This is a genomic window from Geomonas subterranea, from assembly GCF_019063845.1.
Lineage (GTDB): Bacteria > Desulfobacterota > Desulfuromonadia > Geobacterales > Geobacteraceae > Geomonas > Geomonas subterranea.
Window position 1 is genome coordinate 3,709,472 of record NZ_CP077683.1, and the last position, 23,903, is coordinate 3,733,374.

19 protein-coding genes and 4 tRNA genes are annotated in these 23,903 nt (G+C 63.6%); 7 read left to right on the forward strand and 16 right to left on the reverse strand.

Annotation, left to right across the window (positions count from 1 at the left end):
- Nucleotides 1-102: 102 nt before the first annotated feature.
- The 6 genes from KP001_RS16120 (at nt 103) to KP001_RS16145 (ending at nt 4,038) form a co-directional block, all read left to right on the forward strand.
- Nucleotides 103-1,488 carry a cbb3-type cytochrome c oxidase subunit I gene (locus KP001_RS16120; protein ID WP_217286603.1) on the forward strand — a complete coding sequence of 462 codons (1,386 nt, stop codon included), beginning with the start codon at nt 103-105 and terminating at the stop codon, nt 1,486-1,488.
- The gene (locus tag KP001_RS16125; RefSeq protein WP_217286604.1) at nt 1,485-2,474 is read left to right on the forward strand and encodes a cbb3-type cytochrome c oxidase subunit II; all 990 of its coding nucleotides are present in this window, start codon (nt 1,485-1,487) and stop codon (nt 2,472-2,474) included. The genes KP001_RS16120 and KP001_RS16125 overlap by 4 nt, the downstream gene beginning before the upstream one ends.
- A 194-nt stretch (nt 2,475-2,668) precedes the next feature.
- Nucleotides 2,669-2,968: a cbb3-type cytochrome oxidase assembly protein CcoS gene (ccoS, locus tag KP001_RS16130; protein ID WP_217286605.1), complete on the forward strand. Its 300-nt coding sequence runs from the start codon at nt 2,669-2,671 to the stop codon at nt 2,966-2,968.
- Nucleotides 2,962-3,243 carry a hypothetical protein gene (locus tag KP001_RS16135; RefSeq protein WP_239027807.1) on the forward strand — a complete coding sequence of 94 codons (282 nt, stop codon included), beginning with the start codon at nt 2,962-2,964 and terminating at the stop codon, nt 3,241-3,243. Before ccoS ends, KP001_RS16135 begins: the two co-directional genes overlap by 7 nt.
- A 7-nt stretch (nt 3,244-3,250) precedes the next feature.
- Nucleotides 3,251-3,541, forward strand: a complete 291-nt coding sequence (locus tag KP001_RS16140) for a hypothetical protein (RefSeq protein ID WP_217286606.1) — start codon at nt 3,251-3,253, stop codon at nt 3,539-3,541.
- On the forward strand, nt 3,538-4,038 hold the full coding sequence (locus KP001_RS16145) for a cytochrome C (protein ID WP_217286607.1): 501 nt from the start codon (nt 3,538-3,540) through the stop codon (nt 4,036-4,038). The genes KP001_RS16140 and KP001_RS16145 overlap by 4 nt, the downstream gene beginning before the upstream one ends.
- 120 nt (nt 4,039-4,158) lie before the next feature.
- On the opposite strand, the gene KP001_RS16150 is transcribed toward KP001_RS16145, so the two are convergent.
- From KP001_RS16150 to KP001_RS16180, 7 genes are all read right to left on the reverse strand, one after another.
- Nucleotides 4,159-6,888, reverse strand: coding sequence for a hybrid sensor histidine kinase/response regulator (locus tag KP001_RS16150; protein WP_217286608.1), 2,730 nt, complete (start codon nt 6,886-6,888; stop codon nt 4,159-4,161).
- Nucleotides 6,889-6,936: 48 nt separating this feature from the next.
- Nucleotides 6,937-9,195 carry a GspE/PulE family protein gene (locus tag KP001_RS16155; protein ID WP_217286609.1) on the reverse strand — a complete coding sequence of 753 codons (2,259 nt, stop codon included), beginning with the start codon at nt 9,193-9,195 and terminating at the stop codon, nt 6,937-6,939.
- Between the two features lie 18 nt (nt 9,196-9,213).
- Nucleotides 9,214-11,385, reverse strand: coding sequence for a putative bifunctional diguanylate cyclase/phosphodiesterase (locus tag KP001_RS16160; RefSeq protein WP_217286610.1), 2,172 nt, complete (start codon nt 11,383-11,385; stop codon nt 9,214-9,216).
- A 1-nt stretch (nt 11,386) separates the two neighbouring features.
- A complete protein-coding gene (locus KP001_RS16165; RefSeq protein WP_239027808.1) occupies nt 11,387-11,953 on the reverse strand; it encodes a TOL_0243 family YfiR-like periplasmic protein in 567 nt (188 codons plus the stop codon).
- Between the two features lie 15 nt (nt 11,954-11,968).
- Entirely contained in the window at nt 11,969-14,023 is a 2,055-nt protein-coding gene (locus tag KP001_RS16170; protein WP_217286612.1) for a TonB-dependent receptor plug domain-containing protein, read from the reverse strand.
- A gap of 482 nt (nt 14,024-14,505) precedes the next feature.
- Complete coding sequence (locus tag KP001_RS16175; RefSeq protein ID WP_217286613.1) at nt 14,506-15,885, reverse strand: sensor histidine kinase; 1,380 nt, start codon at nt 15,883-15,885, stop codon at nt 14,506-14,508.
- Nucleotides 15,882-16,589 carry a response regulator gene (locus tag KP001_RS16180; protein ID WP_217286614.1) on the reverse strand — a complete coding sequence of 236 codons (708 nt, stop codon included), beginning with the start codon at nt 16,587-16,589 and terminating at the stop codon, nt 15,882-15,884. The genes KP001_RS16175 and KP001_RS16180 overlap by 4 nt, the downstream gene beginning before the upstream one ends.
- A gap of 189 nt (nt 16,590-16,778) precedes the next feature.
- On the opposite strand from KP001_RS16180, the gene KP001_RS16185 reads away from it, so the two are divergent.
- Nucleotides 16,779-17,186: a hypothetical protein gene (locus tag KP001_RS16185; protein WP_217286615.1), complete on the forward strand. Its 408-nt coding sequence runs from the start codon at nt 16,779-16,781 to the stop codon at nt 17,184-17,186.
- A gap of 180 nt (nt 17,187-17,366) precedes the next feature.
- On the opposite strand, the gene KP001_RS16190 is transcribed toward KP001_RS16185, so the two are convergent.
- The 9 genes from KP001_RS16190 to serS form a co-directional block, all read right to left on the reverse strand.
- Nucleotides 17,367-19,526, reverse strand: a complete 2,160-nt coding sequence (locus KP001_RS16190) for a multicopper oxidase family protein (protein ID WP_224959098.1) — start codon at nt 19,524-19,526, stop codon at nt 17,367-17,369.
- 466 nt (nt 19,527-19,992) lie between these two features.
- On the reverse strand, nt 19,993-20,352 hold the full coding sequence (locus tag KP001_RS16195; protein WP_217286617.1) for a hypothetical protein: 360 nt from the start codon (nt 20,350-20,352) through the stop codon (nt 19,993-19,995).
- Nucleotides 20,353-20,531: 179 nt separating this feature from the next.
- On the reverse strand, nt 20,532-21,326 hold the full coding sequence (locus KP001_RS16200) for a sensor histidine kinase (RefSeq protein WP_217286618.1): 795 nt from the start codon (nt 21,324-21,326) through the stop codon (nt 20,532-20,534).
- Nucleotides 21,327-21,554: 228 nt separating this feature from the next.
- A tRNA-Arg gene (locus KP001_RS16205) sits at nt 21,555-21,631 on the reverse strand.
- Between the two features lie 95 nt (nt 21,632-21,726).
- Nucleotides 21,727-21,803: transfer RNA gene (locus KP001_RS16210), tRNA-Arg, on the reverse strand.
- An 8-nt stretch (nt 21,804-21,811) separates the two neighbouring features.
- Nucleotides 21,812-22,288, reverse strand: a complete 477-nt coding sequence (locus KP001_RS16215; RefSeq protein WP_217286619.1) for a DUF2155 domain-containing protein — start codon at nt 22,286-22,288, stop codon at nt 21,812-21,814.
- A gap of 51 nt (nt 22,289-22,339) precedes the next feature.
- A tRNA-Ser gene (locus tag KP001_RS16220) sits at nt 22,340-22,432 on the reverse strand.
- Between the two features lie 39 nt (nt 22,433-22,471).
- Nucleotides 22,472-22,557 (reverse strand) — tRNA-Ser (locus tag KP001_RS16225).
- A 5-nt stretch (nt 22,558-22,562) separates the two neighbouring features.
- A complete protein-coding gene (gene serS, locus KP001_RS16230; protein WP_217286620.1) occupies nt 22,563-23,831 on the reverse strand; it encodes a serine--tRNA ligase in 1,269 nt (422 codons plus the stop codon).
- Between the last annotated feature and the right edge of the window lie 72 nt (nt 23,832-23,903).

Genomic DNA, 23,903 nt, shown 5'->3' on the forward strand with positions numbered 1-23,903 from the left:
GCACGGGAGAAGAGGGGACAGGGACTGCGGCGGTAAGCTGAGGCGGAAAGGGTACAGGCACCTGCGGAGCCAGTCCCCTTTACAGGATCTGAGGATACTTCGATGACCAACTTTTTCCACAAACCCCAGAGCGCAGCACTTGCCTTCATGGTCGCGGGCGCGGTCTGGTTCGTGGTGGGCGCCGTCTACGGCATGTTCTCGGCCATCCACCTGGTGGCGCCCGAGTTCCTCCCCCACGTGGCGCCCCTGGTGTTCGGGCGGGAGCGCCCGGTGCATGTGAACACCATGCTCTACGGCTTCACCGGCACCATGCTGGTCGGGGTCGGGCTCTACTACCTCCCGGCCCTGCTCAAAACCAGGCTCTGGTCGGAGCCCCTGGCCTGGATCGCCTTCGCCTTCTGGAACCTGACCGTCCTGAGCGGTCCGCTCGGCTTCGCCTTCGGCCTCACCCAGGGTCGCGAATACAACGAGTACGTCTGGCTCGCGGACGTCTCGCTGGTGCTCGCGGTCGCCTGCCTCATCGTCAACACGGCACTCACCATCGTGAACCGGCGGGAACAGCAACTCTACGTCTCCATCTGGTACTTCATGGCCACTTTCCTCTGGACCGCCAGCAACTATCCCCTGGGGAACGTGATGTGGCATCCCGCCACCGGGGCGATGCCGGGGCTCATCGATTCGCTCTTCCTCTGGTTCTGGGGGCACAACCTGCCGGGGCTCCTGATCACGCCGCTCGCCACCGGGGCCGCCTATTTCGTGATCCCGCGGGTGACCCGCACGCCGCTCAACTCGCACACCCTGTCGCTTCTGGGGTTCTGGCTCCTGATCGCGCTCTACAGCCACATCGGCGGCCACCACGTGCTGCAGTCCCCCATCCCCAACTGGCTGAAGACGGTGTCGGTGGTCGACTCGGTCTCCATGGTCCTGCCGGTCTCCATCGTGGTGATCAACCTCTGGCTCACCGCGCGCGGCTTCGGGGGGAGGGTCTGGAGCGATCCGCCGGCGCGGCTGGTGATGGGGGGAATCGTCTGGTACATCATCACCTGCATCCAGGGGCCGCTGCAGTCGCTCCCCTTCCTGCAGCGGGTCACCCATTTCAACAACTGGACCGTGGGGCACGCCCACATCGCCATGCTCGGTTTCGGCGGCTACATAGCGCTGGGGGCCATGTGGCACGTGCTCCCCCTGGTGAGCGGGCGCCCGGTTTATTCCAACAAGCTGATCAACCTTCAGTTCGGCCTGATCACCTTCGGGCTGACCGGGTTCTTCGTGGTTTTGACCATGGCCGGGCTGGTGCAGGGAACCGCCTGGCACAACGGCGAGACGGTGCTGCGGGTGCTGCCGCAGCTTGCCCCCTTCATGGTGATGCGGGCCGCACTGGGAGTCTTCATCCTGACAGCGGCGCTGGTCGGTCTGGCCAACCTGTACCTGACCCTGCGCCCGGCACGGGAAGAAGAGCCCTTGCTGCGCGGGGAGGAGGCCGCATGAAGATGACACCCGCCTTTCTCATCGTCGGCGCGCTCCTGGTCTTCTGGGCCTCCACCTTCATCATCGTCGGGCTTCCCTCCATGACCATGAAGGACAACCCGTCCGACATCTGGAGACCGCTTTCCCCCCTGGAGCGCGAGGGGCACCGGCTCTACGTGAAAAACGGCTGCAGCTACTGCCATTCGCTCTTCATCCGGGTCAGCGACTGGGACATCGGGGCGGAGCGGATCGCCAAGGCGGGTGACTACGCCGGGATCGAGCCGGCCATCCTGGGGAGCGAGCGTACCGGGCCGGATTTGTCCCAGGAGGGGGGAGAGCACAGCGACGACTGGAACATCGCCCACTTCAAGAACCCGCGCTACACCACGCCGGTCTCGCTGATGCCCTCGTGGGATTTCCTGACCAACCACGAGATTGCGGCACTGGCGGCATACGTGCAGGCGCTCGGGGGGAAGGATGCGGATGTGCGCCAAAAGCGCCAGCGCGAGTGGAAGCGCCAGGCGCAGGCCGCCTACGCGGGGGGGGTGGACCGGAACATCGAGTGGCTGCACGCCCAGGTTCCCGAGGTCTGGCGCCGGATGCCCAACCCCTACCCGGCAACCGAGGCGGCGCTGCAGCGCGGCAAGAGGATCTACCAGCAGCTCTGCATCAATTGCCACAGCCCGATCGGCGACGGCAACGGCCCGGCGCAGCCGTTTTTGGGGCCGCCGCCGCTGAACTTCACCATCCTCAGGCGGCACCTGGTGGAGAACAGGTACATCGGCGGGATCTTCTATTACCAGATCATGAACGGCATCACCGGCACCGCCATGCCGTACTTCAAGAAGCACCTGGAGAGCGAGAAGATCTGGGACCTGGCCAACTACCTGGCGGTGTCGTTCCTGGGATACACCGACGCAAACACGGAGCCGCGCGGCATCGACGCCTCCTACGAGGGGGAGTGGCAGAACCGGTACCAGGCGCCGGCCGTGAACGAGTCGCCGTAGCTCCCCGTCGGGGGGTGTGGGCAATTGTGGTGTGTCCCCACCAAGGGCGGACCGTTTTGCCGATGACGGATGCTTTCCGCTCCGTGGGGCCCACGCCCTCAAAAGTGAAGACAGCTCATAGCTCAGGGAGCAGCATTCTCTGTACGTCTCCCCCTCCCTTGACGGGAGGGCGAGGGGTGGCTGGAGAGATATCTATGAACAGCCCGTTGGACACACCCGCTTTTTTGTTCATCTGGATCTGTTTCCCGCTCTTCATGTGCGGGACGCTGATCGTCTTCTTCCTCTGGGGGGTACGGTCGGGACAGTTCGCGGACCAGGAGCGCGCGCGCTACCTGGCGTTGGACAGCGGGATTCCGGAGGAGGCCGCAGAGGAGCCGGGGAGGGGGGCGAATGATTATTCGCCCCTACAACGGCCGGATGCCAGGATCGGGGAGAGTTGTCCGAACGGGAGGGGAAGCCGCGTGGAGAAAGGAGTTAGGGGGAAGCCATGCTGATGCTCTACCTGTACGTGCTGCAGAACCAGTGGCTGGTCATCGCGCTCTTGTCGGGGGGGGCACTGGTCCTGGTCACGGCGCTCACCTACCAGGCGCTCTGGCAGCCGCGCGGTGTCGAGAAGCGGAGCGAGGCGATCAAGGTGCGCGGAGCGGCCAGCTTCTTCCGCTGGCTGCGCAGCTTCATGCCGTGGGTGATCATCCTCCTCTTTGCGGCATGCATCGCGTTCACCCTCTTCGATGTCACGCAAAACCACGCCATCCCCCCCAACTGGTGAGGCGACCATGGAACAAAAGCCCGATTACGACGAGCACCAGGAACTTCGCTCCCCATGGGAGTGGGTCATCCTGATCGCCTTCAGCGGCTCCATCATGGGATTCGGATGGCTGGTGTACCTGCTGGTCCAGGACGCGCCACGGCGCTGGGACTTCGGACAGCTCCCGGACGCTCCCGCGGAGTCGATCTATTCGAGCGAACAGCCGCAGCGTAAAGCGCAACGGCAGATCCGGGCGCTGCCGGAGGCGGTGCCGCTGCCGCCGCGGGGGGAAAGGGGGAAAGGGGGGGGAGACCGATGAGGAAGCTGACGCTTTTCTTCGTGGTGGCGCCCCCACTGTTAGGGGCGGTGATCTTCGGGTACATACTGTTCCGCGCCCCCCGGATGACCGTGCAACACCACGTGCGGGAGTTCCAGATGGTGCTGCCGGCGCCGCCGGCGGGGACCGCCAGCGTGACGCCGTCGCCGAACCGCGCTCCGGTACCGGCCGGCGCGGCCGGGCTCGTCAACCCTGTGCCGGCAAGCCCGGCGGCCCTGGCGCGGGGGGCCGTCTACTACGGCTATTACTGCGCCTTCTGCCACGGCGATTCCGGAGCCGGCGACGGCCCTGTCGGTAACAGCTACGTCCCCAGGCCCGCCGATTTGCGTCTCCCCCGGATCGCCTCCTATCGCGACGGCGAACTCCTGCGCGCCATGCTCACCGGCGCCGGCCATGAGCCGGTGCTGGAACGGGTGGTCCCCCCCGCGCACCGCTGGCCGCTGGTGATCTACCTCCGCTCCCTCACATCGCGCGGGTGAAGCCGCGAGGAGTTGGAGCCGCAACCGTTTGACATGCGGCGCCTTCCCCCAGCCCTCACCCCTCCCGCAAGGGAAAGGGAGCAACGGCAGCCCTTCCACCATCCCCCGATCAACGTCTTGTCACAAGGATGCTTCATCGTCCCGCGCCGCTAACACCGACGCCAGCAACCGCGACAGTTCGTCCAGCTGGAAGGGCTTCTTCAGGAAGGGGGGGGCACCATTTCCGTTATGCCGCTCCAGGATGGAGTCGGTGAAGCCCGACATGTAGATGCACTTGAGCGCCGGGCGCGTCCGCCAGATCCGCGCCATCATCTCCTCCCCGCGCAGTCCCGGCATCAGCACGTCGGTTAGCACCAGGTCTATCGGCACCTCGGGGTTGGCGGCCACGAGGACGGCCTCCCTCGGGTCGGAGATGGCGAGACACCGGTACCCCTGGGACTCAAGCATGGATGCGGCAAGGTCGCGCACCATGTCCTCGTCCTCCACCAGCATCACCGTCCCCTTTCCCTTGCGGGGGGGGGACGTCTGCTCCCGCTGTTGCTGCGCCCCCTGTTCGGCCTCGCACCGCGGGAAGTAGATGCTGAACGCGCTTCCCCGCCCCGCAGCCGTCTCCACCTCGATGAACCCGCCGTTTTGCCTGACTATGCCGTACACGGTGGATAGCCCCAGGCCGGTGCCGCCCCCCTTCGCCTTGGTGGTGTAGAACGGCTCGAAGATGTGGGCGCAGGTCCCGGCGTCCATCCCTTGGCCCGTGTCACGGCAGACGATCCTGACGTACCCTCCCGGCGGCGTTTCCGGATGCCGGGACGGGGACTCGTCCAGCTGCACGTTGGAGGTCGCGAAGGTGATGGTCCCCCCTTCGGGCATGGCGTCCCGGGCGTTCACGGCGAGGTTCATGACGATCTGGTCCAACTGCACCGGGTCGATGCTGATATCCCAAAGCGGCGCCCCCGGCTCCAGCACGATGGAGATGTGTTCGCCGATCAGGCGCCCCAGCGACTTCCTCAACTCCTCCAGCATGGCGTTGACCTGTACGCGCCTCGGGGTTACCACCTGCTGCCTCGAAAAGGCGAGCAGTTGCCTCGTGATGTCGCGGGACTGCTCGGCCGCCTTGACGATCAGGCCCAGGTACTCCAGCAGCGCCGCGTCCTCGGTGCGCTTGGTGGCCAACTCCGCGCTCCCCATGATGACGGTGAGCTTGTTGTTGAAGTCGTGCGCCACCCCCCCTGCCAGGCGCCCCACCGATTCCAGCTTCTGGGCCTGACGCAGTTGCTCCTCGATGCCGCGCCGCTCGGTGATGTCGCGAATGGTCCCGATCACGCCGGTGACCTCACCCGACGCGCTTCTCAAGGGGGCGGAGGCGTCGGAGAACCAGATCGTCCGGCCGCCGGGCTCCTTGACGCTGAATTCGACCACCTCGGGGGCGCTCCCCGTCAGCAGCGCCTCAAGGCGCGGCAGCAGCTCCGCTTCCCGCAGCATCGGGAAAACGTCGGCGGGGTGTCTCCCCAGGACCTCGCTCGCCGCTATGCCGGTTATCTCCTCCATGTAGGGGTTCCAGACCAGGTAGCGCAGCTCCCTGTCATAGACGACGATACCTTCCCGGGCGCTGTTGATGATCTCCTGGTTGAACTGCAGCGACTCGTTGAGCTGCTCTTCGCCGGCCTTTTTGGCGGTGATGTCCTCGTAGACCCCGAGCACCCCCCGGACCGCGCCGTTCTCGTCGGTGAGAGGGATCTTGCTGGTGTCGATCCAGATGACGCTGCCGTCGGCCTGGGTCAGGTTCTCGATGATGTGCATCTTGGCGCGGTTGCTCTGCATGACCTCGCGGTCGTCTGCCAGGTAGCCATCCGACTCCTCCCGGCTCCAGGGGAGCTGGTAGTCGGTCTTCCCAACGATTTCGGCCGGGTCCGCGAGCCCCGCCCTCCCGGCGAACTCCCGGTTGCAGCCCAGGTAGACGCTGGCGCGGTCCTTCCAGAAGATCGACTGCGGGATCGAGTTCATGATGTGCAGGAGCACGTCGTTGGTGTGGCGCAGCTCCCGGTAGGGGCGCTCGACGGCGGTGGCGAAGATCCCTTTGTAGATGAGGGCAAAGGCGGCGAGCTTGTACAGGTGCCCCAGCACGTTGTAGACGTCGAAGGCGCTCTTGTAGACGGTGAAGAGAAGTTCGCTGACGATGCAGAGGATGAAGGCGCAGAGGTAGTAGAGGTAGATCCGGTTCCCGCGGCGGCGCAGCCTGCGCAGGTACACCAGGGCGGACAAAAAGAGCAGGGCGATGATCAGAAGCTCGGACACCTTCTTGAAGGGGGTGAGCCCCACCCCTGCGACGAAAGTCTCTGGCACCAGCTCCGGGTAGAAGGTGATCGACATGAAGGTGAAGGCGCAGAGGGAAAGAACTCCCAGCATCAGCGGCAGCCGCCCCGGCCAATGCCGCTCTTTCCTCTCGTCGATGAAACCGCTCAGCAGGAAGGATGCGGCAGCGAAAAAACGCACGGCAATCCAGAACTGGGTGGACTTGTTCGGGGAGTTGGGGGTGATCAGCGGAGGCATCCCCGTGTAGCCCAGGGTGTGCATGAAGTCCATGAGCCCGATGCCCAGGAAGACGACCGAGAGGAAGAGGGTGTGCCGGTTGTGGCTTTGGCCGTAGGAATACCACCCCACGCCGAAGATGGAGAGCGAAACCATGACGCTGAAGAGCTCGACGGTGTTATGGAAAAGGAGGTAGCCCGGCACGTCCAGCACCGGGTTGCACCTCGAGCCGCACACCCCCATGAGCAGCAGCGGCACCAAAGCCAGCGCCGTCAGCGCAACCAGTACCTTCCCGCAACCTGCGGGTAGCTCGCCTGAGGCCATCCCCACCCTCCCTTCGCCACCTGCACCCGCCGCGACTGTTCGACTACCCTACATGCACACCTTCAGGATCTGCTCCAGGTCGGTCTCCCCCTGCAGCACCTTGACCAGGCCGTCCATCTTCAGCGTCCACATCCCCTCGTCCATGGCGATGCCGCGGAGCTCATCCATGCCGACGCCGCGCCTGATCGCCGTCTTCACCTTGTCGGTCCCCACCATCAGCTCGTGCAGGGCGATGCGCCCCTTGTAGCCGGTGCCGCCGCACTCCTCGCACCCCACCGCCGTCATGAAGTTGGCTTCCTTGAAGTCGGGAACCACCTCCTTCCTCTCCCCGACGATCTGCCCGAGGGAGGCCACCACCTCATCGTAGCGCTGGCGCTGGTCACGCGCCGGCCTCTTGCACGCGGAACAGAGTCTCTTCGCCAGGCGCTGGGCCACGATGCCCAAGAGCGCGTCCGAGAAGTTGAAGGGGTCCATCCCCATCTCGATCAGGCGCACCGCCGCCTCGGGGGCGGAGTTGGTGTGCAGCGTGGAGAAGACCAGGTGGCCGGTGAGCGAGGCCTCGATGGCGATCTTCGAGGTTTCGGCGTCGCGCATCTCCCCGATCATGATCACGTCGGGATCGGCGCGCAAAAAGGAGCGCAGCGCCTCGGCGAAGGTGAAGCCTATCTTGGCGTTCACCTGTACCTGGCAAAGCCCCGCCTGGGTGATCTCCACGGGGTCCTCGGCGGTCCAGATCTTGCGCTCCTGGGTGTTGATGTGCCCCAGCGCGGAGTGCAGCGTCGTGGTCTTGCCGGAGCCGGTGGGGCCGACGCAGAGTATGATGCCGTGCGGCTTGTCGAGGATGTCGACGAAGCGCTCCAGGTTGTGCGGCAACAGCGCCAGCCCCGCCAGGGGAAGCGGCTTCGACGCCGCCAGGAGCCTCAACACCGCCCCCTCCCGGCCGCCGACCATGGGGGTGATCTCGACGCGGTATTCCAGCATCTGTTGCCGGTAGCGGAGCAGGATCTTGCCGCTTTGCGGCCGGCGCCGCTCGGCGATGTTCAGGTCGGCCATGATCTTGATGCGCACCGTTATGGCACCCTTGTAGGAGGCGGAGACCTTGTGGGCGTGGATGCATTCGCCGTCGATCCGGTAGCGGATGTTGAGCGGCTCGTTGCCGGCCCCCGGCTCGAAGTGGATGTCGGAGGCGCCCCGCCGGTAGGCGTCGATCAGGATCCGGTTCACCAGGGAGATGATCTTTGAGTCGGGCTCGAAAAGGAGACGGGTGTCGTCCGCCTCCTCCTCAATGGTCACCGTCTCCGCCTCCCCCTTCATCGAGTTCAGCAGGGTGTCCACCGTCTCGATCCGGTTGCGGTAGTACTTGTCGATGGCGGCGAGGATCTGGCGCGACGGGGCGACCACCAGCTCGGGCGCGAAATTGGTGGAGAACCTCAGGTTGTCCCCGATGGTGAGGTCGGTGGGGGCGCAGGTGGCGACCACCAGCTTCCTCCCCTCCAGCGAGATGGGGAAGACCTTGAGGCGGGTGGCGAGCCCCTCGGAAATGGCGCCCAGGGCGGCCTCGGCCGGGACCACCGTCTCCAGGTCCACGAAGCGGAGCCGGAACTTGGTCGCCAGCGCCGACAGGAGCTGCTCCTCGGTGATCAACCCCTTCATGATGAGGAGTTCGCCCACCTGCAGCTTCTTCCCCTTCTGGCTTTTGAAGGCGGCCTCCACCTGTTCCCTGGTCACCAGCCCAGACTCGACCAGTATGTCCCCCACGCGCGCGTGGTGTATCTCGTTGCTTTGTGCCTGCTCGTGCATCTCGCCCTCGTCTACCGCGTCGGCCAGCAGGATGGTGGCATCCTGTTCCCCGCGGTTCGCCTGCTCCTGTTCCTGCTGCTGCTTCAGCGCCGCCTCCAGTTTATCCGTGGAGACGAATCCCTGGTCCTGGAGGATCTGCCCGGTATAGCGGGCATCCTGGCGGTAGCGCACCCCGGTGTCGGTGAAGAAGAAGGTCTGGTAGCTCTCCCCCTCACCCGGCAAGAGCCCCAGAAAGCCCTTCAGGAACTTGCCGTTGGCCGGCACGCTGACCCGGAAGGTCTCGCCGGCGATGGTCTGCACCTCCTCCATCGTCTCGCTGCCGCCGTGCCCGATGCCGGCAGGGGGGCTCAGGAAGCGGATGTAGCAGATCTCGTCCAACGAGAAGAGCAGCGTCTCCCTGCTCCCCTCGGTAAGCACCTCGACATCGGTATCCTGATATTTGAAGGAACGGGTCAGCACCCCCTTGATCTCGTCCCCGGTCTTGAGCTTTATGGTCAGTTCGTTCATGTCCCCCCCCGGCGCGCGCTACGGCGCTCCGCCTACCAGATGCCGCGCGGTTCCCCCCTCCAGGGTTTCCGCCGCGGCGCTGTGCGACTGCAGGTGATCCTCGTCCGTGAAGAACCGGGCGACGCGCTCCGCGTTCACCGGCCGCGACACCAGGAAGCCCTGGATCTCGTGGCACCCCTGGTCCTTCAGTGCCTCCAGCTGTTCCACCGACTCCACCCCCTCTGCCACGATCTGCATCTTGAGACTCTTCGCCATGGCGATGATGGCGGTCACGATGGCCTGATCCTCGGAGCTCTTCATCATGTTCAGGATGAAGGTGCGGTCGATCTTCAGGGTGTTGATGGGGAAGCGGTGCAGGTACGAGAGCGAGGAGTAGCCGGTGCCGAAATCGTCCACGGAGATGGTGACCCCCATCTCGCGCAGCTCGTTCAGCACGCGGCATGTGTACTCGTCGTTCTGCATGAGGGCGCTCTCGGTGATCTCGATCTCCAACAGGGCCGGGTGCAGCCCCGTCGCCCCCAGCACGCCGCAGACCGACTGCTTCACGTCCTGGCGCTGGAAGTGGAACGGGGAGAGGTTCACCGCCACCCGGACCGGCGCGAGGTTCGCCTCCTGCCATGCCCTGGCCTGCAGGCAGGCGGTGCGCATGACCCAGTCGGTCAGCTCCGCGATCATCCCCCCCTCTTCCGCGAGGCGGATGAACTTGTCCGGCGCCAGCATCCCAAGCCGCGGGTGCATCCAGCGCACCAGCGCCTCCACGCTGGTGACCTTGCCGGTCATCAGGTCCACTTTGGGCTGGTAGTGCAGCACGAGCTGCCCAAGCTCGACGGCCTGGCGCAGGTCCGCCAGAAGGGTGACCCGCTCGCTGGCGTGCTCGTTCATCCTCTTGTCGAAGAGCGCGTAGACGTTCTTGCCGCACCCCTTGGCGTGGTACATGGCGATGTCAGCGTTCATGAGCAGCTCGTCCACGGTCTTGCCGTCGTGGGGGAACAGGGTAACCCCGACGCTGGCGGTCACCCGGATCTCGCTGGCGCCCAAACGGAAGGGGGTGGCGAACAAAGCGACCAGCTTCTGCGCCACGAGGGACGCGTTCTCCTCGTTGTCCACGTTCTGGCAGAAGATGGTGAACTCGTCCCCGCCGAGGCGCGCCACCGTGTCGCAGCTTCGCACCACGGTGGCCAGCCGGTTGGCCACCTCGATCAGCAACAGGTCCCCGGTGCGGTGCCCCAGGGTGTCGTTGATGTCCTTGAAGTGGTCCAGGTCCAGGAAGATGACCGCCACCGCCTCCCGGGACCGCTCCGCGTGGAACAGCGCCTGGGCCAGGCGGTCGTAGAAGAGGGTCCGGTTGGGAAGCCGGGTCAGCGGGTCGTAGTGCGCCAACTGCTGCAGGTGGGCCTGCCGCTGGGTGAGGATCAGGTCCCTCTCCTCGATCTCGTGGAGCATGTCGTTGAAGCCGTCGTACAGGAGGCCTATTTCGTCGTCGCAGGGCTTGGCCACCCGCAGGGCGAAGTTCTTGCCGGCCGAGATCTCCTTCATGGCGGAGAGGAGGCCCAAAAGGGGCGCCGAGATCATCAGCTGCAGCCGGGCCGAGAACAGGCAGAACACCGCGAAGGTGACCGCCATGAAAGCCACCGCGACCAGGATGTTGTAGCGCAGGCTGTGCAGGAATCCCCTGGCGTTGGCCTGGATGACCACGGTGCCGACCTGCTCCCCCTCCAGCAGGATCGGCTGCACGACGCTTGCGTAGCCGGACAGGAAGGAGCTCGTGTACGCCTCCCGGCTCACCTGCTGCAGCGCCTGGGTCACCTCGTCCGGCGACGCCCAGTCGGGAAGAAACTCCAGCGGGAGTGCGGCGTGCATCTGCTCGGCGGCATGGTAGCGCGCGAAGAGGCGGCCGTCCTTGTTGAGGATGTAGACGGAGAGGATGTTGTTTTTTTCGGTGAGGGGACGGATGGTCTCCTGCACCGACTTCAGGTCGTTGAAGACGATCGCGGAGGCGCTGTTTTTGCCGATCAGGTCCGCGACCGAGACCAGGTACTCCTGCTGGTCCCGGTACAGGACCTTCGCCTCGCGCGCGACGAAGAAGAGGGAGGAGACGAAAAGGGTCGCCGTGCAGCAGCTCATGATGATCAGCATCAGCTTGCGCTGCAGGGGAAGGTTCCTGATGAACATTTCGCCCGTCCGTCTCATATCAGTCCCCCTCGCGTACGATCCTGGCCAGTTTCAGAAGCTGCGAACTGATCTTGAACCTGGCCTGCTGCGCCGCCTTCACGTTGATCTCGAAACGGACCTTTCCCTCGATGTCCACCAGGCCGATGATCCCCCCTAGCCGCGCGAAGTCCGGGACATCGCTCACCGTCAGCAGGGACCTCTTGCGCGCGTGATCCAGGATGCCGGCCAGGTAGCGTTTCTCCACCCCGCTCACCACCAGCAGGTGGCACTCCCCCAGCTCCTCGCCGGGCTGCACCCGCTTCACATGCAGGGGATGCCCCAGCACCGTCTTGCCGCGGTACTGCTCGAGCGCCCCCGCGAAGGGGCCGCGCCCGAGACTGCAGACCACGAGGGGCGCGCCGCTTCCGGAGAAGGAGTCGGCGGGCCAGTCGATGTACTTGGCCATGTTGAACACCATGGCCCCCTTCACCTGGTACTCCTGTGGCGCTTCCGCGCCCAAAGGGCTCGTCCTGCCCAGGAGAAGGCAGAGGAGGAGCGGGAGCATCAGCCCCGGGCGGCACCTCCTTGTGCGTGGCATCGCTGGCATCGGCATCGCTCTCCCCTAGAACCGGTAACTGAACAGGAGCCGGTAGGTCCTGCCGTCCTGGGGGATCAGGCTCTGCACGTGGTCGGTGGTGGCCGGGTCCTCCAGGCGCCGGTCCAGGAGGTTGTACACGGAGAAGGAAGCCTCCACCCCGGGAAAGAGCGCCGTCGACGAGAGGGTGGCGTTGGTGACCAGGTATCCCGGGGAGGCGACCTGGGCGCCGTTGTGGCTGAACTCGCGCCGGCTCACCCCCTGCATCTCGACGCCGGCGAAGACCTTCTTCAGGTACAGGGGCGCGGTCAGGTTGAGCTTCACCAGGTGGCGCGGCGAGTAGTCGAGGCTCTGGTCGGTTCCCTGGTCCCTGGCGGACACGAAGCCGTAGCTGCTCCTCGCCGCGAAGCCGCTGCTCCACTGCCCCTCGATCTCGAACTCCCCCCCAAGCGCCCTGACCCGCTCGACGTTGGCGAAGGCGACCTGGGTCGGGGAGAGGTCCTGGTAGCTGATCAGGTTGTCGATCTTGTTGTAGAACAGGCTCGCGCTGGTGCGCACCACGTCGCCGTAGTACTGCTCGTAGATCGCCTCGTAGCTGCGCACGGTTTCCGGTTTCAGCGACAGGCTGGTGGCGTAGCCGTTGAAGACGTCGTTGTAGTACAGCTCGTAGGCGTTGGGCGCGCGGAAGGCCTGGCCGTAGACCAACTTGAAGACCGTTCCCTCGACCGGGGTGTAGATGAGGGCCAGGCGCGGGCTGGTGGCCCCGCCGAAGGTCTCGTAGTGGTCGTAGCGCACCCCGGCGTTCAGAATGAGGGAATCCAGGATGCGCAGCTCAGCCTGGCCGAACAGGGCGTAGAAGACGTTTTGGTGGCTGTTCTCCAGGCTGCGCCCACCCGGCACCCGGTCGAAGTTCGGGATGTCGATCTGGTAGTTGTCGCGGAACCGCGCCCCACCCGTCAACTGCAGGCGCGGCAGCAACTGGCGGCTCCCCTGCACCTCGGCGCCCCACCAGCGCGCCAGGTGCTGGTCGCGGTTGACGTAGGTCGCCGGGTAGAACGGGGGATCGTCCCCCGTCTTGTCGTAGGGGAAGTTGCCGGTGAAGCGGAACTCGTCGTAGAAGAGCCTCGCGGTAATCCCGGTTCCGTCGATCGCCTTCTCGTATTTGAGGTCGAGGTAGCTCCTGCGGTCGTTGGAGTTGGTGCGCGGATCGTTGAAGATGGTGCCGAAGGAGGCGGTCGGTATCCGCTTGTCGCGTGAAACCAGGGCGCCTGCCAGGGTGAAGTCCCGCAGGTGCCCCGAGGCGAACAGCGAATAGCTGCGGTCCCGGTCCATGTTGCGGGCGATGCCGTTGTTGGTGGAGGGATCGTTGAACTCCGGGAAGAAGAGGCGATCGTTGCCCCGGCTGGAGTAGCCGGAACCGGAGATGAGGAACTCACCGCCGTTGAAGATCTTGCCGTAGCTGATGCGCCCGGAGCCGGTCTGCTGGCTCCCCCAGCTCCCTCCCGCTTCCACCCCTTCGAGCTGTTTCGCGCTGCGGCTGATGACGTTGATCACGCCGAAAAAGGCGCCGGCGCCGTAAAGCGAGGAACTGGGTCCCCGGATGATTTCGATGCGGTCGATGAGCGCCATGTCGAGGACGAACTCGGTGCCGATGGCCGCCGACTCGTAGATGGCGTCGTTGATCTGGTGACCGTCCACCAATAGGAGCACCCGGGTGTTGTAGTCGCCGGGCCGGTTGAAGCCGCGGGTGCCGATGTAGCTGTAGTTCCTGTCGTAGGTGGTGAAGAAGCCGCGGGTAGCCTTCAGCACGTCGGCCAGGGTGCGCCAGCCGTAACGCTTGATCTCCTCGGAGGTGACCACGGTCACCGAGGCCGGCGCCTCGGTCACCACCTGCTCGAACTTGGAAACCCCGTAGACCGTCTCCACCTTGAGGTTGGTGAGCTGCTCAAGATCCATCGACTCGAGGTCGGATGGCGCCGGCTCTCCGGCGCCATCCAGGGCGAGCGCCGCCGTTGCGCAAAGCAGCGACAGCAGCAATGCGCCGGCCAGGGCCAGCCTCGGCCTGGGACGGAATCTTCTCATCGTCTTCCTCCAGCATGTCTGCTTCTTCTACACCTGTGCCGCTGGTTGGGACAACGAGCCTGTGGAAGAAGGCGCGGCAGTAACTCGACAATTCCAGAGTGAACCGCTGACGGGTAACGGATCATTTAATATTTTATTATTATTGTCAACGATTAATACGTTTATCAACCAGGCATTTACGGGGCAAACTGACAAAGAAAAAACAATAATAATTAATCGGCTGCAACTATACTGAGCTAACTGTGCATTATGACTTGTAGAGACGTCGTGGGGAAGGGTATCACACTGTACAAGCAATGCAATTTAGACACAAAGCCTGTCACCGGTCTTCTTTTGCCGTCACTGTCACATTGTTCTCATCGGTCGATGACCCGTTAAACTTAGGGTTCTCGTTGTTTATTGTGCCGGGGACGTGAAAACGGGGATCAGGGGATCAGAAGGGGGGGCGGCGCACGGTCATCCGTCCCTGCGGGGGGGGAGGGTCAACGCGGCAGGGTGACCCGGACCTGGAACCCGCCGGGGACGTTGCGGGCATCGATGCTCCCATGGTGCTGGACCACGATCTTGCGCGCGATGGCGAGCCCCAGGCCGCTCCCCTCCGCGGCGGCGTTCCTGCCGCGGTAGAAGGGCTCGAAGATGTCGCGCAGCTCCCTCTCGTCGAGCGGCGCATGGTCGTTGGTGACCCTGAGCTCGGTCCGGTCTTCGCGCCGGCCTAGCTCCACCAGCACTTCGGCACCGGAAGGGCTGTGCAACACGGCGTTCTCCAGCAGGTTCTTCAAGGCGATGCGCAGCACCTCCTCGCTCCCCCGAACCGGCTCCGCCCCGTCGATGGCGAGACGGACCGAAATCCCCCTGCTCTTCGCCAGCGGCCCCACCGTCTTCACCAGCGCGGAGGCGAGCTCCGCAAGGTCGACCCGCTGCCCCAGCTGCAGGGGCGCCTGCAGGTCGAGCTTCGAGTACTGCAGGATGTCCCCCACCAGGCGGTCCGCCTCCTCGATGTCCTCCCAGATCGCCTCGAGCATCTCTTTAGCATCCCCCCGGTCACCCCGGGAGAGCGCGCCGTCGAGACACTCTCCGGCCACCCTGATCCGGGCCAGCGGGCTGCGCAGTTCGTGGGAGACGTTGGCGGTCAGCTCGCGGCCGCCGCGCACCATCCGCTCCACCTTCTCGGCCATGTCGTTGAAGGCGCGGGCCAGGCGGCCGATCTCGTCGCGTTCGGAGAGCTCCGCCCGCGCCGACAGGTCCCCGGCGGCGATGCGCAGGGCGGACTCCTCCAGACGCTTCAAGGGGCGCGTGATGCGCAGGGTGAGCGGCACGGCGAGGAGCGCGACCAGGGCGCCGATCAGTGCGAGCCCGACCGCAAAGCCGCCGACCGGGAAGCTGGCGCCATGGCGCTGCGACAGGAGGTGGAGCAGCAAGGGATGGTTTCCGGCAACGGGAACCGGCAGCACCGCGTACCAGGGAAATCCCCCGGCCGGGTCGATGGTTACCGTCACACCTTCGTGGGTACCGGTCCTGCGCGGCGCCCTCTCGACCTCCGGCGCGCGCCCACCGGGAAAGGAGGAGGCCAGCAACTCGCCGGCGGCGCCGGTGACCCAGACCTGGGCGTTGCTTCTTTGTCCAAGCCGCTGCACCGCGTCCCGCAGCGCGGGTCCATCCGCCGCCCCCCGCGCCAGCGCGGCATCGACCGATGCGCGCAGAAAATCGGCGGCGACATGGGAACTCTGCGCCACCGACCTGGCCACGTACTGGCGGTGGCTCTCACCGACCACGAAAACGAAGAGGGCGAAGACCAGTGCCTCGGTGACCATGAGGGCCACGCACCAGTGCAGCAAAATCTTCAGGTACAGGCTGCGGATCACGGTTCATCCACCTCGAACATGTACCCGGAGCCCCACACCGTCTTGATGCAGCGCTTCCCCCCGGAGAGCTGCTCGGTCTTTGTGCGCAGCTTGCTGATGTGCACGTCGATGCTGCGGTCGAAGGGGCCGAAGTCCTTGCCGCGGGCGTAGCTCAACAGCGCCTCGCGGCTCAGGACCGTGCCGGGCAAGCTCATCAGCGCCTCGAGGAGCCGGTGTTCCGTCGCCGACAACTCCACCTCCTGCCCAGCGAAACAAACGGTGCGGCGCTTGTGCAGCAGGACGAATCCCCCCGCCTCGATGCTGTCCCCCGCTGCGGCCTCGCTCCGGGTGGTGGGCTGGCTGCGCCGGAGCACCGCGTTGATCCTCGCTACCAGCTCCCTGGGGTTGAAGGGCTTGGGGAGGTAATCGTCGGCGCCGAGTTCAAGGCCGGTGATGCGATCCTCATCGTCCCCTTTCGCCGTCAGCATTATTACCGGGACCGCGCTCTGCTGCCGTATCCGCCTGAGTATGTCCAGCCCGCTCTCCCCCGGGAGCATGATGTCCAGGATGACCGCGGCCGGCTCCACCTCGCGCAGCGCCTCCGCCACCTGGGAGCCGTCCGGGAACTCCCTGATGTCGAAGCCCTGGTCCACCAGGAACTTGGCCACCAGGCGCCTCAGTTTCAGGTCGTCGTCCACCAGGAAAATGGTTTTGTTCTCGGTCACTCCCCGCCTCCGGTTTTTCGCTTTTTGCATAGTAGCAGGGAAGCGCGGCGATCCGGCCGGTTTTTACCTTTTTTTACAAAAGTCACATACTTTTTTTACAACTTCCCGTTATCATCCCTGACCGTAACCATCACCGATGTAAACCCCGGCCGGCACGACCCGGTCGCGTCATGAGCCAAGGAGCCAGGTATGAGCACCATCGAAGTAAGCGAAGAGATCCGCCGTAACTTTCACCTTTTCTGGGACAACTACCCCGAACCCGTGATGCTGATCTACAAGGACAGGACCATTCTCGAGGGGAACCGCGTCGCCCAGGAGCAGGGGTACCCTACCGGTCTCAGGTGCATCGACCTGGGCGAGAAGAAGCATCATGCCGGCTGCCGCGCCAACATCGCCCTGCGCGACAAGACAGGCGTGCGCGACACCGCCTGGTACGACTTCCGGTCTGCGTTCCTGGACAGCTACTGGATCCCGCTGGCCGGCGCCGAGGACTTCTACGTCCATTTCGCCAACGACATCACCAAGTTCGCGGCGGAGCACCTGCTCCCGAAAGAGGACTGCTCCGGCGGCTGCTCCTCCTGCACCGGGCACGAGTAACCGCCGCCTCCCACGCTCACCCACCAGCCCGATATATCGGCGCTTCCCGTCCCGTCGGGCCGCCTGTCGCGACCACAGAAGGGGCGCGGAGTGAACAAACAAAGGGGCTATGCGTACGCATAGCCCCTTTTTGTCGCCGCGGCGCTCGCCCCGACACCCCGCCGCGACGTCCTCCCCGTCTCAGTAATCGGTTCCCATCACGTAGCTCCGGACCGCCACCGCGTTCGGTACCACCTCGTCCGGCCGCATCATCTCGTTGTCCTCGTGATCGATGATGTGGCAGTGCCAGACGTATCCGTTGCCGCCGTTGGGATCGAAGGCGAAGGAGGCAGCGGCAGGCGCGGTCGACGCCGGCAGGTCCGTGGGAGCCCAGCGCACCGCGATCCGGGTCACCTGTCCGGGGAACGCCACGATGGTGTCCTTCCACCCCGCTTCCTGGGGCAGCGCCGGTGCGGCCGGTCCCTGGAGATACACCGGCTTTCCGTTCTTGCCCATCAAGGCGATATCGGGGTTGCCTCCGACCGCCCTGCTGTTCCCCGGGTTGGCATCGTAGTTCTGCGGCGGCCCGAAGCCCGGGATGAAGACGCCGCTTGGATAAGGCGCCCCGGTCATGGGATCGTACCCGCCGCCCGGGAAGGCAGCGGCGTAGGCGGCACCGTACTCGCGGGTGTCGAAACTCTGGCGGTTCACCAGCTGGAACTGCGCCAGGTGCAGGTGGATCGGATGCGCGTCCTCGGTCAGGTTCACGATCTCCCATACCTCGGTTTCACCCTCCTTCGGCTTCTCGGAGATGAAGTTCCCGGTCGCATCCTCACTGAAGCCGGGGATCGGCTCGAACCGGTACATCCCATCTTCAACGCCGGTGATCCGCTTGCCGCTCCACTTGGTGTTGTTCACGAGGATTTCCAGCGGCCCGCCTGGGTAACTGGTCAGGGCTCCCGTGACCGGATTGATGGCGACCTGGGGCATTCCCATCACCTCGTTCAGGGTAAGCTGACGAGTCTTCTGGACGGTGACTCCCGCGGCCAGGGTGCCTGCCGTTTGGTTCGCCAACCGCACAAGCGCCGGTCCCTGCCCCGCAGCCCCGCGCAAGGTTGCTCCGGCCTTCGCCGGGTTAAAGGAGGAATCCGCCACCGTCGCCGCGCCGACCTTGAACAGCATGATCCGCCCCGTCGTGTTGCCGTTCGGTGTCTCCCCGCCCGGGTACGGCGTCTTGGCCGTGTTGCGCAAGAGCCACGTGCCGGAATACGGCACCCCGTTGGGCCCTTTCTTGCCGGCCTGGTAGCCTGCGAAGTCGACGATGACCTGGTAGCGCTCACCCGGCATCATGACCAGCTTTCCTCCCAGCGCAGGATCGAGTTTGGCGGGGCGGTCCAGGTAGCCCCCGTCGGTCCCTATCACGTACAGCGGGGGACCGAGGTTCTTGGAAACCGGGTCGACCAGCGCCATCTCGTAGGTCCGGGCGTTGGATCCGTTCAGAAAGAGGAAGGTGTAGCGCTTCGCCTCTACGTTTTTGTAGGGCCAGGACTTCCCGTTGACCACGATGACGTCACCTACGAACTCGGGGTTCCAGTAGGGGTGGTCCGGGTTCAACGCCCAGAGTGCGCCCCCGGCGCTCGCGGCCGTGAAGAAGAGCTGCCCGTTGCTGTCGAACATGCGGTCCTGGACCACCAGCGGCACCAGCTCCGGAAGGTTAGCCGGGTCCCGTGCGGGGTCGGTCACGAGGTAAGCCCCCGCCAGCCCCGCGTAGACGTTCAGCCGGGTGGCACCCAGGGTATGGTCGTGGAACCAGATCGGCGCCCCTTCCTGGGAGTTGGGGTAGCGGTAGATGGCGTAGTTCGACGCCGTCGAGCCGTCGCTGCTGTAGAAGGAAGCCCCCTTCATGGTGCCGTCGCTGGTGAACCAGGAATCGGGCCCGCCGTCCAGCTGCGGCGGCACCTCGCCCCCGTGCAGGTGGACCGCCGCCGGAATGGGAGCGTCGAAGCTCTCTCCGTAGTTCGAGGCGCACTCGCTTCCGGGCACGGGGGGCATCGCCATGTGGGCGCACATACTTTCCCCGCCGTTGAGGGGATCGGCCCAGTGCAGCGTCTGGTCCGTGCTGTAGCGGTAAGCCAGCACGTTGGTGGTCTTCGCCGTCGGCAGCTCGTTGACAAATTTCATCTCGGTGGGGACTCCGCGGGTGGCCACTATTACCGGCCCGATGAAGGACTGACGCCCCGGCACCGTCCCGTCGGCGAGTTGTCCCGCCACCTGACCCGGCTTCAGGTACCCCCAGACCCAGGTCCCGGTGTACCCGGCAACAGCATTGGCCGGAAGCACCATGCTCTTGAACTCCCTCATGCGGAGCTCGATCCGATCACCTCCCGCGGGTATGACATCCAAATCGGGCAGTCGGTCCACGAACTGTGGAATGGAGGAGCCCGCCAATGGAACCTGTGCGGAAACCCCTCCCCAGACATCCGCCCAGCATGTCGTGACAAGGGCAACCGCCCCGAGAGTACTCGCTACCAGTCTCGTCCTCATAGCAATCCCTCCTTCACCATTTTTATTACATAACTATTAGCAGCAATTATTATACCCACGTGCAAGGGCCCGTTTTTACGTTATTTATGTTTTTTCGACTGATACCAACAGCCGCTTCACTGTAACCATTTCATCCTTCGCTGGAGCTATGTGTCTCATTTTTTGCACCCTTATCTACTGGCGTCGCTCACTGCCAGCATTTCTCCGGACCCCAAAAAACAAACAGGGCCAGCCTGTTCGGCTGACCCTGTTTGTAGAGACTCTATGAGCGTTCTTCTTGCAGCTACTCCGGAACGTACTCCGCAGCGCCAATTTCGGTAAGGTAGAGTCTCACCGTGATCGAGCAGGCACCGGTGATGCCGTTGACCGTGGCCATGACTTTTTCCAGGATGGCCGCCGCCAGCTTGTTCTCCACGGAAGTGCGGGGGCCGAGGCTTCTGGCCAGCACGATGATGCGGATGTCCGCGCCGATGTCCCAGGAGCTTGCCTGGGAGAACTGCAGCGAGATCTGCTCCGGCTTGAGGATCGCCATCTTACCGCCGCGGATCTCCAGCAATTCCGAAATGATGGCAGGGAGCTCTCTGGCCAGGCCGTCAAGCACCTCGTCATTCACATTTGCTTTGTGGACTATCGCAACATTCATGATTACCTCCTCCTTGTGCGGTATAAGCAGTATACAATCGCGACAGTATAGAAGAAAACAACACAGACATCAATAAAGAGATGGCCTGCTCTCTGATACTTCGCAGGAAGGCAGCAATGGAAAAGGGACCAGACATAGTCGTGGTCCCTTTGATCGTGGCCGGTGTGTCGGCTCGATTATTACGGCAAGGTGAAGAAGAAGATAGCCCCCTTCCCCTTTTCCGATTCGGCCCAGACCTTCCCCTGGTGCCGCTCGATGATGCGTCTGACAGTGGCAAGCCCTATGCCGTTGCCTTCGAACTCCCTGCCGTGCAGCCTCTGGAACGCGTCGAAGAGGTTTTCCTTGTAGACGCTGTCGAACCCCACCCCGTTGTCTTTCACGAAGATGACCAGCTTGTCGTCGACGATGACGCGCCCGACTTCAATCTTCGCCGCGGCGGTGGTCGATGTGTATTTCCAGGCGTTCTCGAGGAGGTTCCACATCAACTGGCTCAGCAGGGCCTGGTCCCCCTGGACGAACAGCCCCTCGGCGACGACCACGTCCACCACCCGCTCCGGGTCCCCTTCCCAAAGCCGCTCGATGGCGGCATGAGCCACACCGGAGAGGTTCACCATCTTGCTGTTAATTTTTATGCGGCTGACCTTGGCCAGGTCGAGCAGGTCGTCGATGAGCCGGGTCATGTCCCTGGTGGCCCGGCGGGAACGCTCCAGGAGCCTGCGCGCCTCCCCGGGGAGACAGGATTCGAAATCCTGCGCCAGGATGCTCAGGTACCCGTTGATATGGCGCAAGGGCGCCTGCAGGTCGTGTGACACCGCGTAGCTGAAGGATTCCAGCTCCTTCACGGCGAGTTCCAGGCTGTGCGCCCGTTCGTCCGCCTTTTCCCACGCCGCCAGGAGTTCCAGGTTCTTCAACTCCAGTTCCTTCTGGCGCTGTTCGGCTTCCGCCAGCAGGCGTTGTCTGTCCGCCTCAAGCAAGGCGGAAACTTCAGGCGCAACGCGTGGCAGACCCGGCTTAGCCGGCCCCTCAAACCTTCTGCTCCCCTCACCCGTACTGTGCGCACCCATAAAATCACCAGACATAAGTAATTTTTAAAACGAGTCAGCACATTAACGGATTTACAGATTAACAGCAACAAAAATTCAGACGTGTCCCATCCGGAAAAACGAAAGGGGCCAGGCAAAAATGCCTAACCCCTTTTCAAATGGCGCGCCCGGAGCGATTCGAACGCCCGGCCCCAAGATTCGTAGTCTTGTGCTCTATCCAGCTGAGCTACGGGCGCAAACTACTGTTTTCACTGCAAACCTTCAAAAATGGGCATTTGAAGGTCAAAAATCAAACGGGGGATCAGATGAAGCAACCGATCCCTTGTTTTTATGGCGCGCTCGGAGAGATTCGAACTCCCGACCTACGGATTCGTAGTCCGTTGCTCTATCCAGCTGAGCTACGAGCGCAACTTTTTTCAACTGGCCGGCTGGTAGTCGACCAGGGTGAAACCGTACTGCGGATGCTGGAACGCATGCGTGGCGGGGTAGAGCGAGAACAGCCACCCCTTGTAGATCTCCTTCCCATTCTCCCTGATCACCAGCTGCGCAGCGGGATTGACCAGGTCGTTGGACTGGGAGGTGAGGGTGGTACCCTCCATCACGAAATGCGGTAAAAACGTTTCGACCTTGAGCGTCAGATCGGATCCCGGCAGCTTGAAGTCGGAGCCGATTTTGACGCTGTAGACCTTTTTCAGGTGGGCGTTCTTGTCGGCGACCTCGATCTGCACCGCCTTCCATTTCCCCTGCACCTGTGCCGGCACTACTACCGTCGATAAAGCCTTGGTCACTTGCGGAGCCGGTGAAGACTGCTCCTCTGTTTCCTTCTTGTTGCACCCTGCTGCGAAACCGATAGCGACCAAAGACAAAACCGTTAGTTTCATCAATCGCTGCACCACAACCTCCGCTGCCCTGCACAACTCGCTTACTGCACGCTGCAAAAAAAGTGGCGGAGAGCGAGGGATTCGAACCCTCGATACCGGTTTCCCAGTATACACGCTTAGCAGGCGTGCGCCTTCGACCTACTCGGCCAGCTCTCCGTTTGAACCTCTACTACTATGTGTGCTGCGATAAATCAATGGCGGAGGAAGTAGGATTCGAACCCACGGAACTTTCGTTCAACGGTTTTCAAGACCGCCGCCTTCAACCACTCGGCCATTCCTCCAAAGCCTAGCTGATGCGCTCCGCTCCACCCATGTAGGGCCTGAGCACCTCGGGGATCAGCACCGAACCGTCCGCTTGCTGGTAGTTCTCCAGCACGGCTACCACGGTCCTACCGACTGCGAGTCCCGAGCCGTTCAGCGTGTGGACAAATTCCGGCTTTGCCTTCTCGTCCGGGCGGAATCGAATCCCTGCCCGACGCGCCTGAAAATCCTCGAAACAGCTGCAGGAGGAAATCTCCCGGTAGCAGTTCTGACCCGGCAGCCACACCTCGATGTCGAAGGTTTTGGCGGCGGAGAAGCCGATGTCGCCGGTGCACAGCTCGACCACACGGTAAGGTATCTGCAACCTGCGCAGCACCTCCTCGGCGTTGCCGAGCAGCTTCTGCAGCTCCTGGTAGGATTCCTCGGGGGTGGTGAACTTGACCAGCTCGACCTTGTTGAACTGATGCTGCCTGATCAGGCCGCGCGTGTCTTTGCCGTAAGAACCCGCCTCCTTCCGGAAGCAGGGGGTGTAGGCGCAGTACGATATCGGCAGGTCCGATCCTTTCAGGATCTCGCCGCGATGAATGTTGGTAACCGGTACCTCAGCCGTGGGGATGAGAAAAAAATCGACCCCTTCCAGATGGAAGAGATCTTCCTCAAACTTGGGCAACTGGCCCGTCCCGGTCATGCTGTCCCTGTTTACCATAAAGGGCGGCAGCATTTCAATATATTTATGCTCGTCGACATGGAGGTCGAGCATGAAGTTGATCAGCGCCCTCTCCAGCCTCGCTCCGAGCCCTTTGTACAGGGTGAAACGCGCGCCGGTGAGTTTCGCGCCACGCTCGAAATCGAGGATCCCGAGGTTCTCACCGATCTCCCAGTGCGGCTTGGGCTCGAAGGAGAAGCTGGGGATGTCCCCTTCCAGGCGGACCACCACGTTGTCCTCTTCGGACTTGCCGAGCGGGGTGGTTTCGTTCGGGATGTTGGGGACGGTGAGCAGGAAGGACTGCAGTTCCTCTTCCACCCCTTTCAGCTGCTCGTCGATCCCCTTGATCTGCTGGGAGACCTCGCGCATCTGCGCCTTCTTGTCGGCGCCCTGGCTCTTGTCCTGGAGCCGCGCGATCTCCTCGGTGACCTTGTTGCGCAGCGCTTTCAGCGTTTCGCTCTGCTGGAGCAGCTCGCGACGTGCACCGTCGAGTTCCTTGAAGCGGGCTATATCAACGCCCTCGCCCCTGGTCTTCAACCGGGCTTCTACAGTCTCCAGGTTTTCGCGTAAGTATCTAGCGTCGAGCATGGGTGCGCCTTTACTTTCAGATCACCAAAGCTATACTGTCTAACATTCAATTTCGGGTTAGTCAACTCTTTT

Bases quoted from the DNA above. Each gene is read 5' to 3' on its own strand.
- KP001_RS16120 (WP_217286603.1), top strand. From the start codon at position 103: ATGACCAACTTTTTCCACAAACCCCAGAGCGCAGCACTTGCCTTCATG.
- KP001_RS16170 (WP_217286612.1), bottom strand. From the start codon at position 14,023: ATGAGAAGATTCCGTCCCAGGCCGAGGCTGGCCCTGGCCGGCGCATTG.
- KP001_RS16135 (WP_239027807.1), top strand. From the start codon at position 2,962: ATGCTGATGCTCTACCTGTACGTGCTGCAGAACCAGTGGCTGGTCATC.
- KP001_RS16125 (WP_217286604.1), top strand. From the start codon at position 1,485: ATGAAGATGACACCCGCCTTTCTCATCGTCGGCGCGCTCCTGGTCTTC.
- KP001_RS16145 (WP_217286607.1), top strand. From the start codon at position 3,538: ATGAGGAAGCTGACGCTTTTCTTCGTGGTGGCGCCCCCACTGTTAGGG.
- KP001_RS16165 (WP_239027808.1), bottom strand. From the start codon at position 11,953: ATGCCAGCGATGCCACGCACAAGGAGGTGCCGCCCGGGGCTGATGCTC.
- serS (WP_217286620.1), bottom strand. From the start codon at position 23,831: ATGCTCGACGCTAGATACTTACGCGAAAACCTGGAGACTGTAGAAGCC.
- KP001_RS16150 (WP_217286608.1), bottom strand. From the start codon at position 6,888: ATGGCCTCAGGCGAGCTACCCGCAGGTTGCGGGAAGGTACTGGTTGCG.
- KP001_RS16195 (WP_217286617.1), bottom strand. From the start codon at position 20,352: ATGAATGTTGCGATAGTCCACAAAGCAAATGTGAATGACGAGGTGCTT.
- KP001_RS16155 (WP_217286609.1), bottom strand. From the start codon at position 9,195: ATGAACGAACTGACCATAAAGCTCAAGACCGGGGACGAGATCAAGGGG.
- KP001_RS16185 (WP_217286615.1), top strand. From the start codon at position 16,779: ATGAGCACCATCGAAGTAAGCGAAGAGATCCGCCGTAACTTTCACCTT.
- KP001_RS16160 (WP_217286610.1), bottom strand. From the start codon at position 11,385: ATGAGACGGACGGGCGAAATGTTCATCAGGAACCTTCCCCTGCAGCGC.
- ccoS (WP_217286605.1), top strand. From the start codon at position 2,669: ATGAACAGCCCGTTGGACACACCCGCTTTTTTGTTCATCTGGATCTGT.
- KP001_RS16140 (WP_217286606.1), top strand. From the start codon at position 3,251: ATGGAACAAAAGCCCGATTACGACGAGCACCAGGAACTTCGCTCCCCA.
- KP001_RS16190 (WP_224959098.1), bottom strand. From the start codon at position 19,526: ATGAGGGAGTTCAAGAGCATGGTGCTTCCGGCCAATGCTGTTGCCGGG.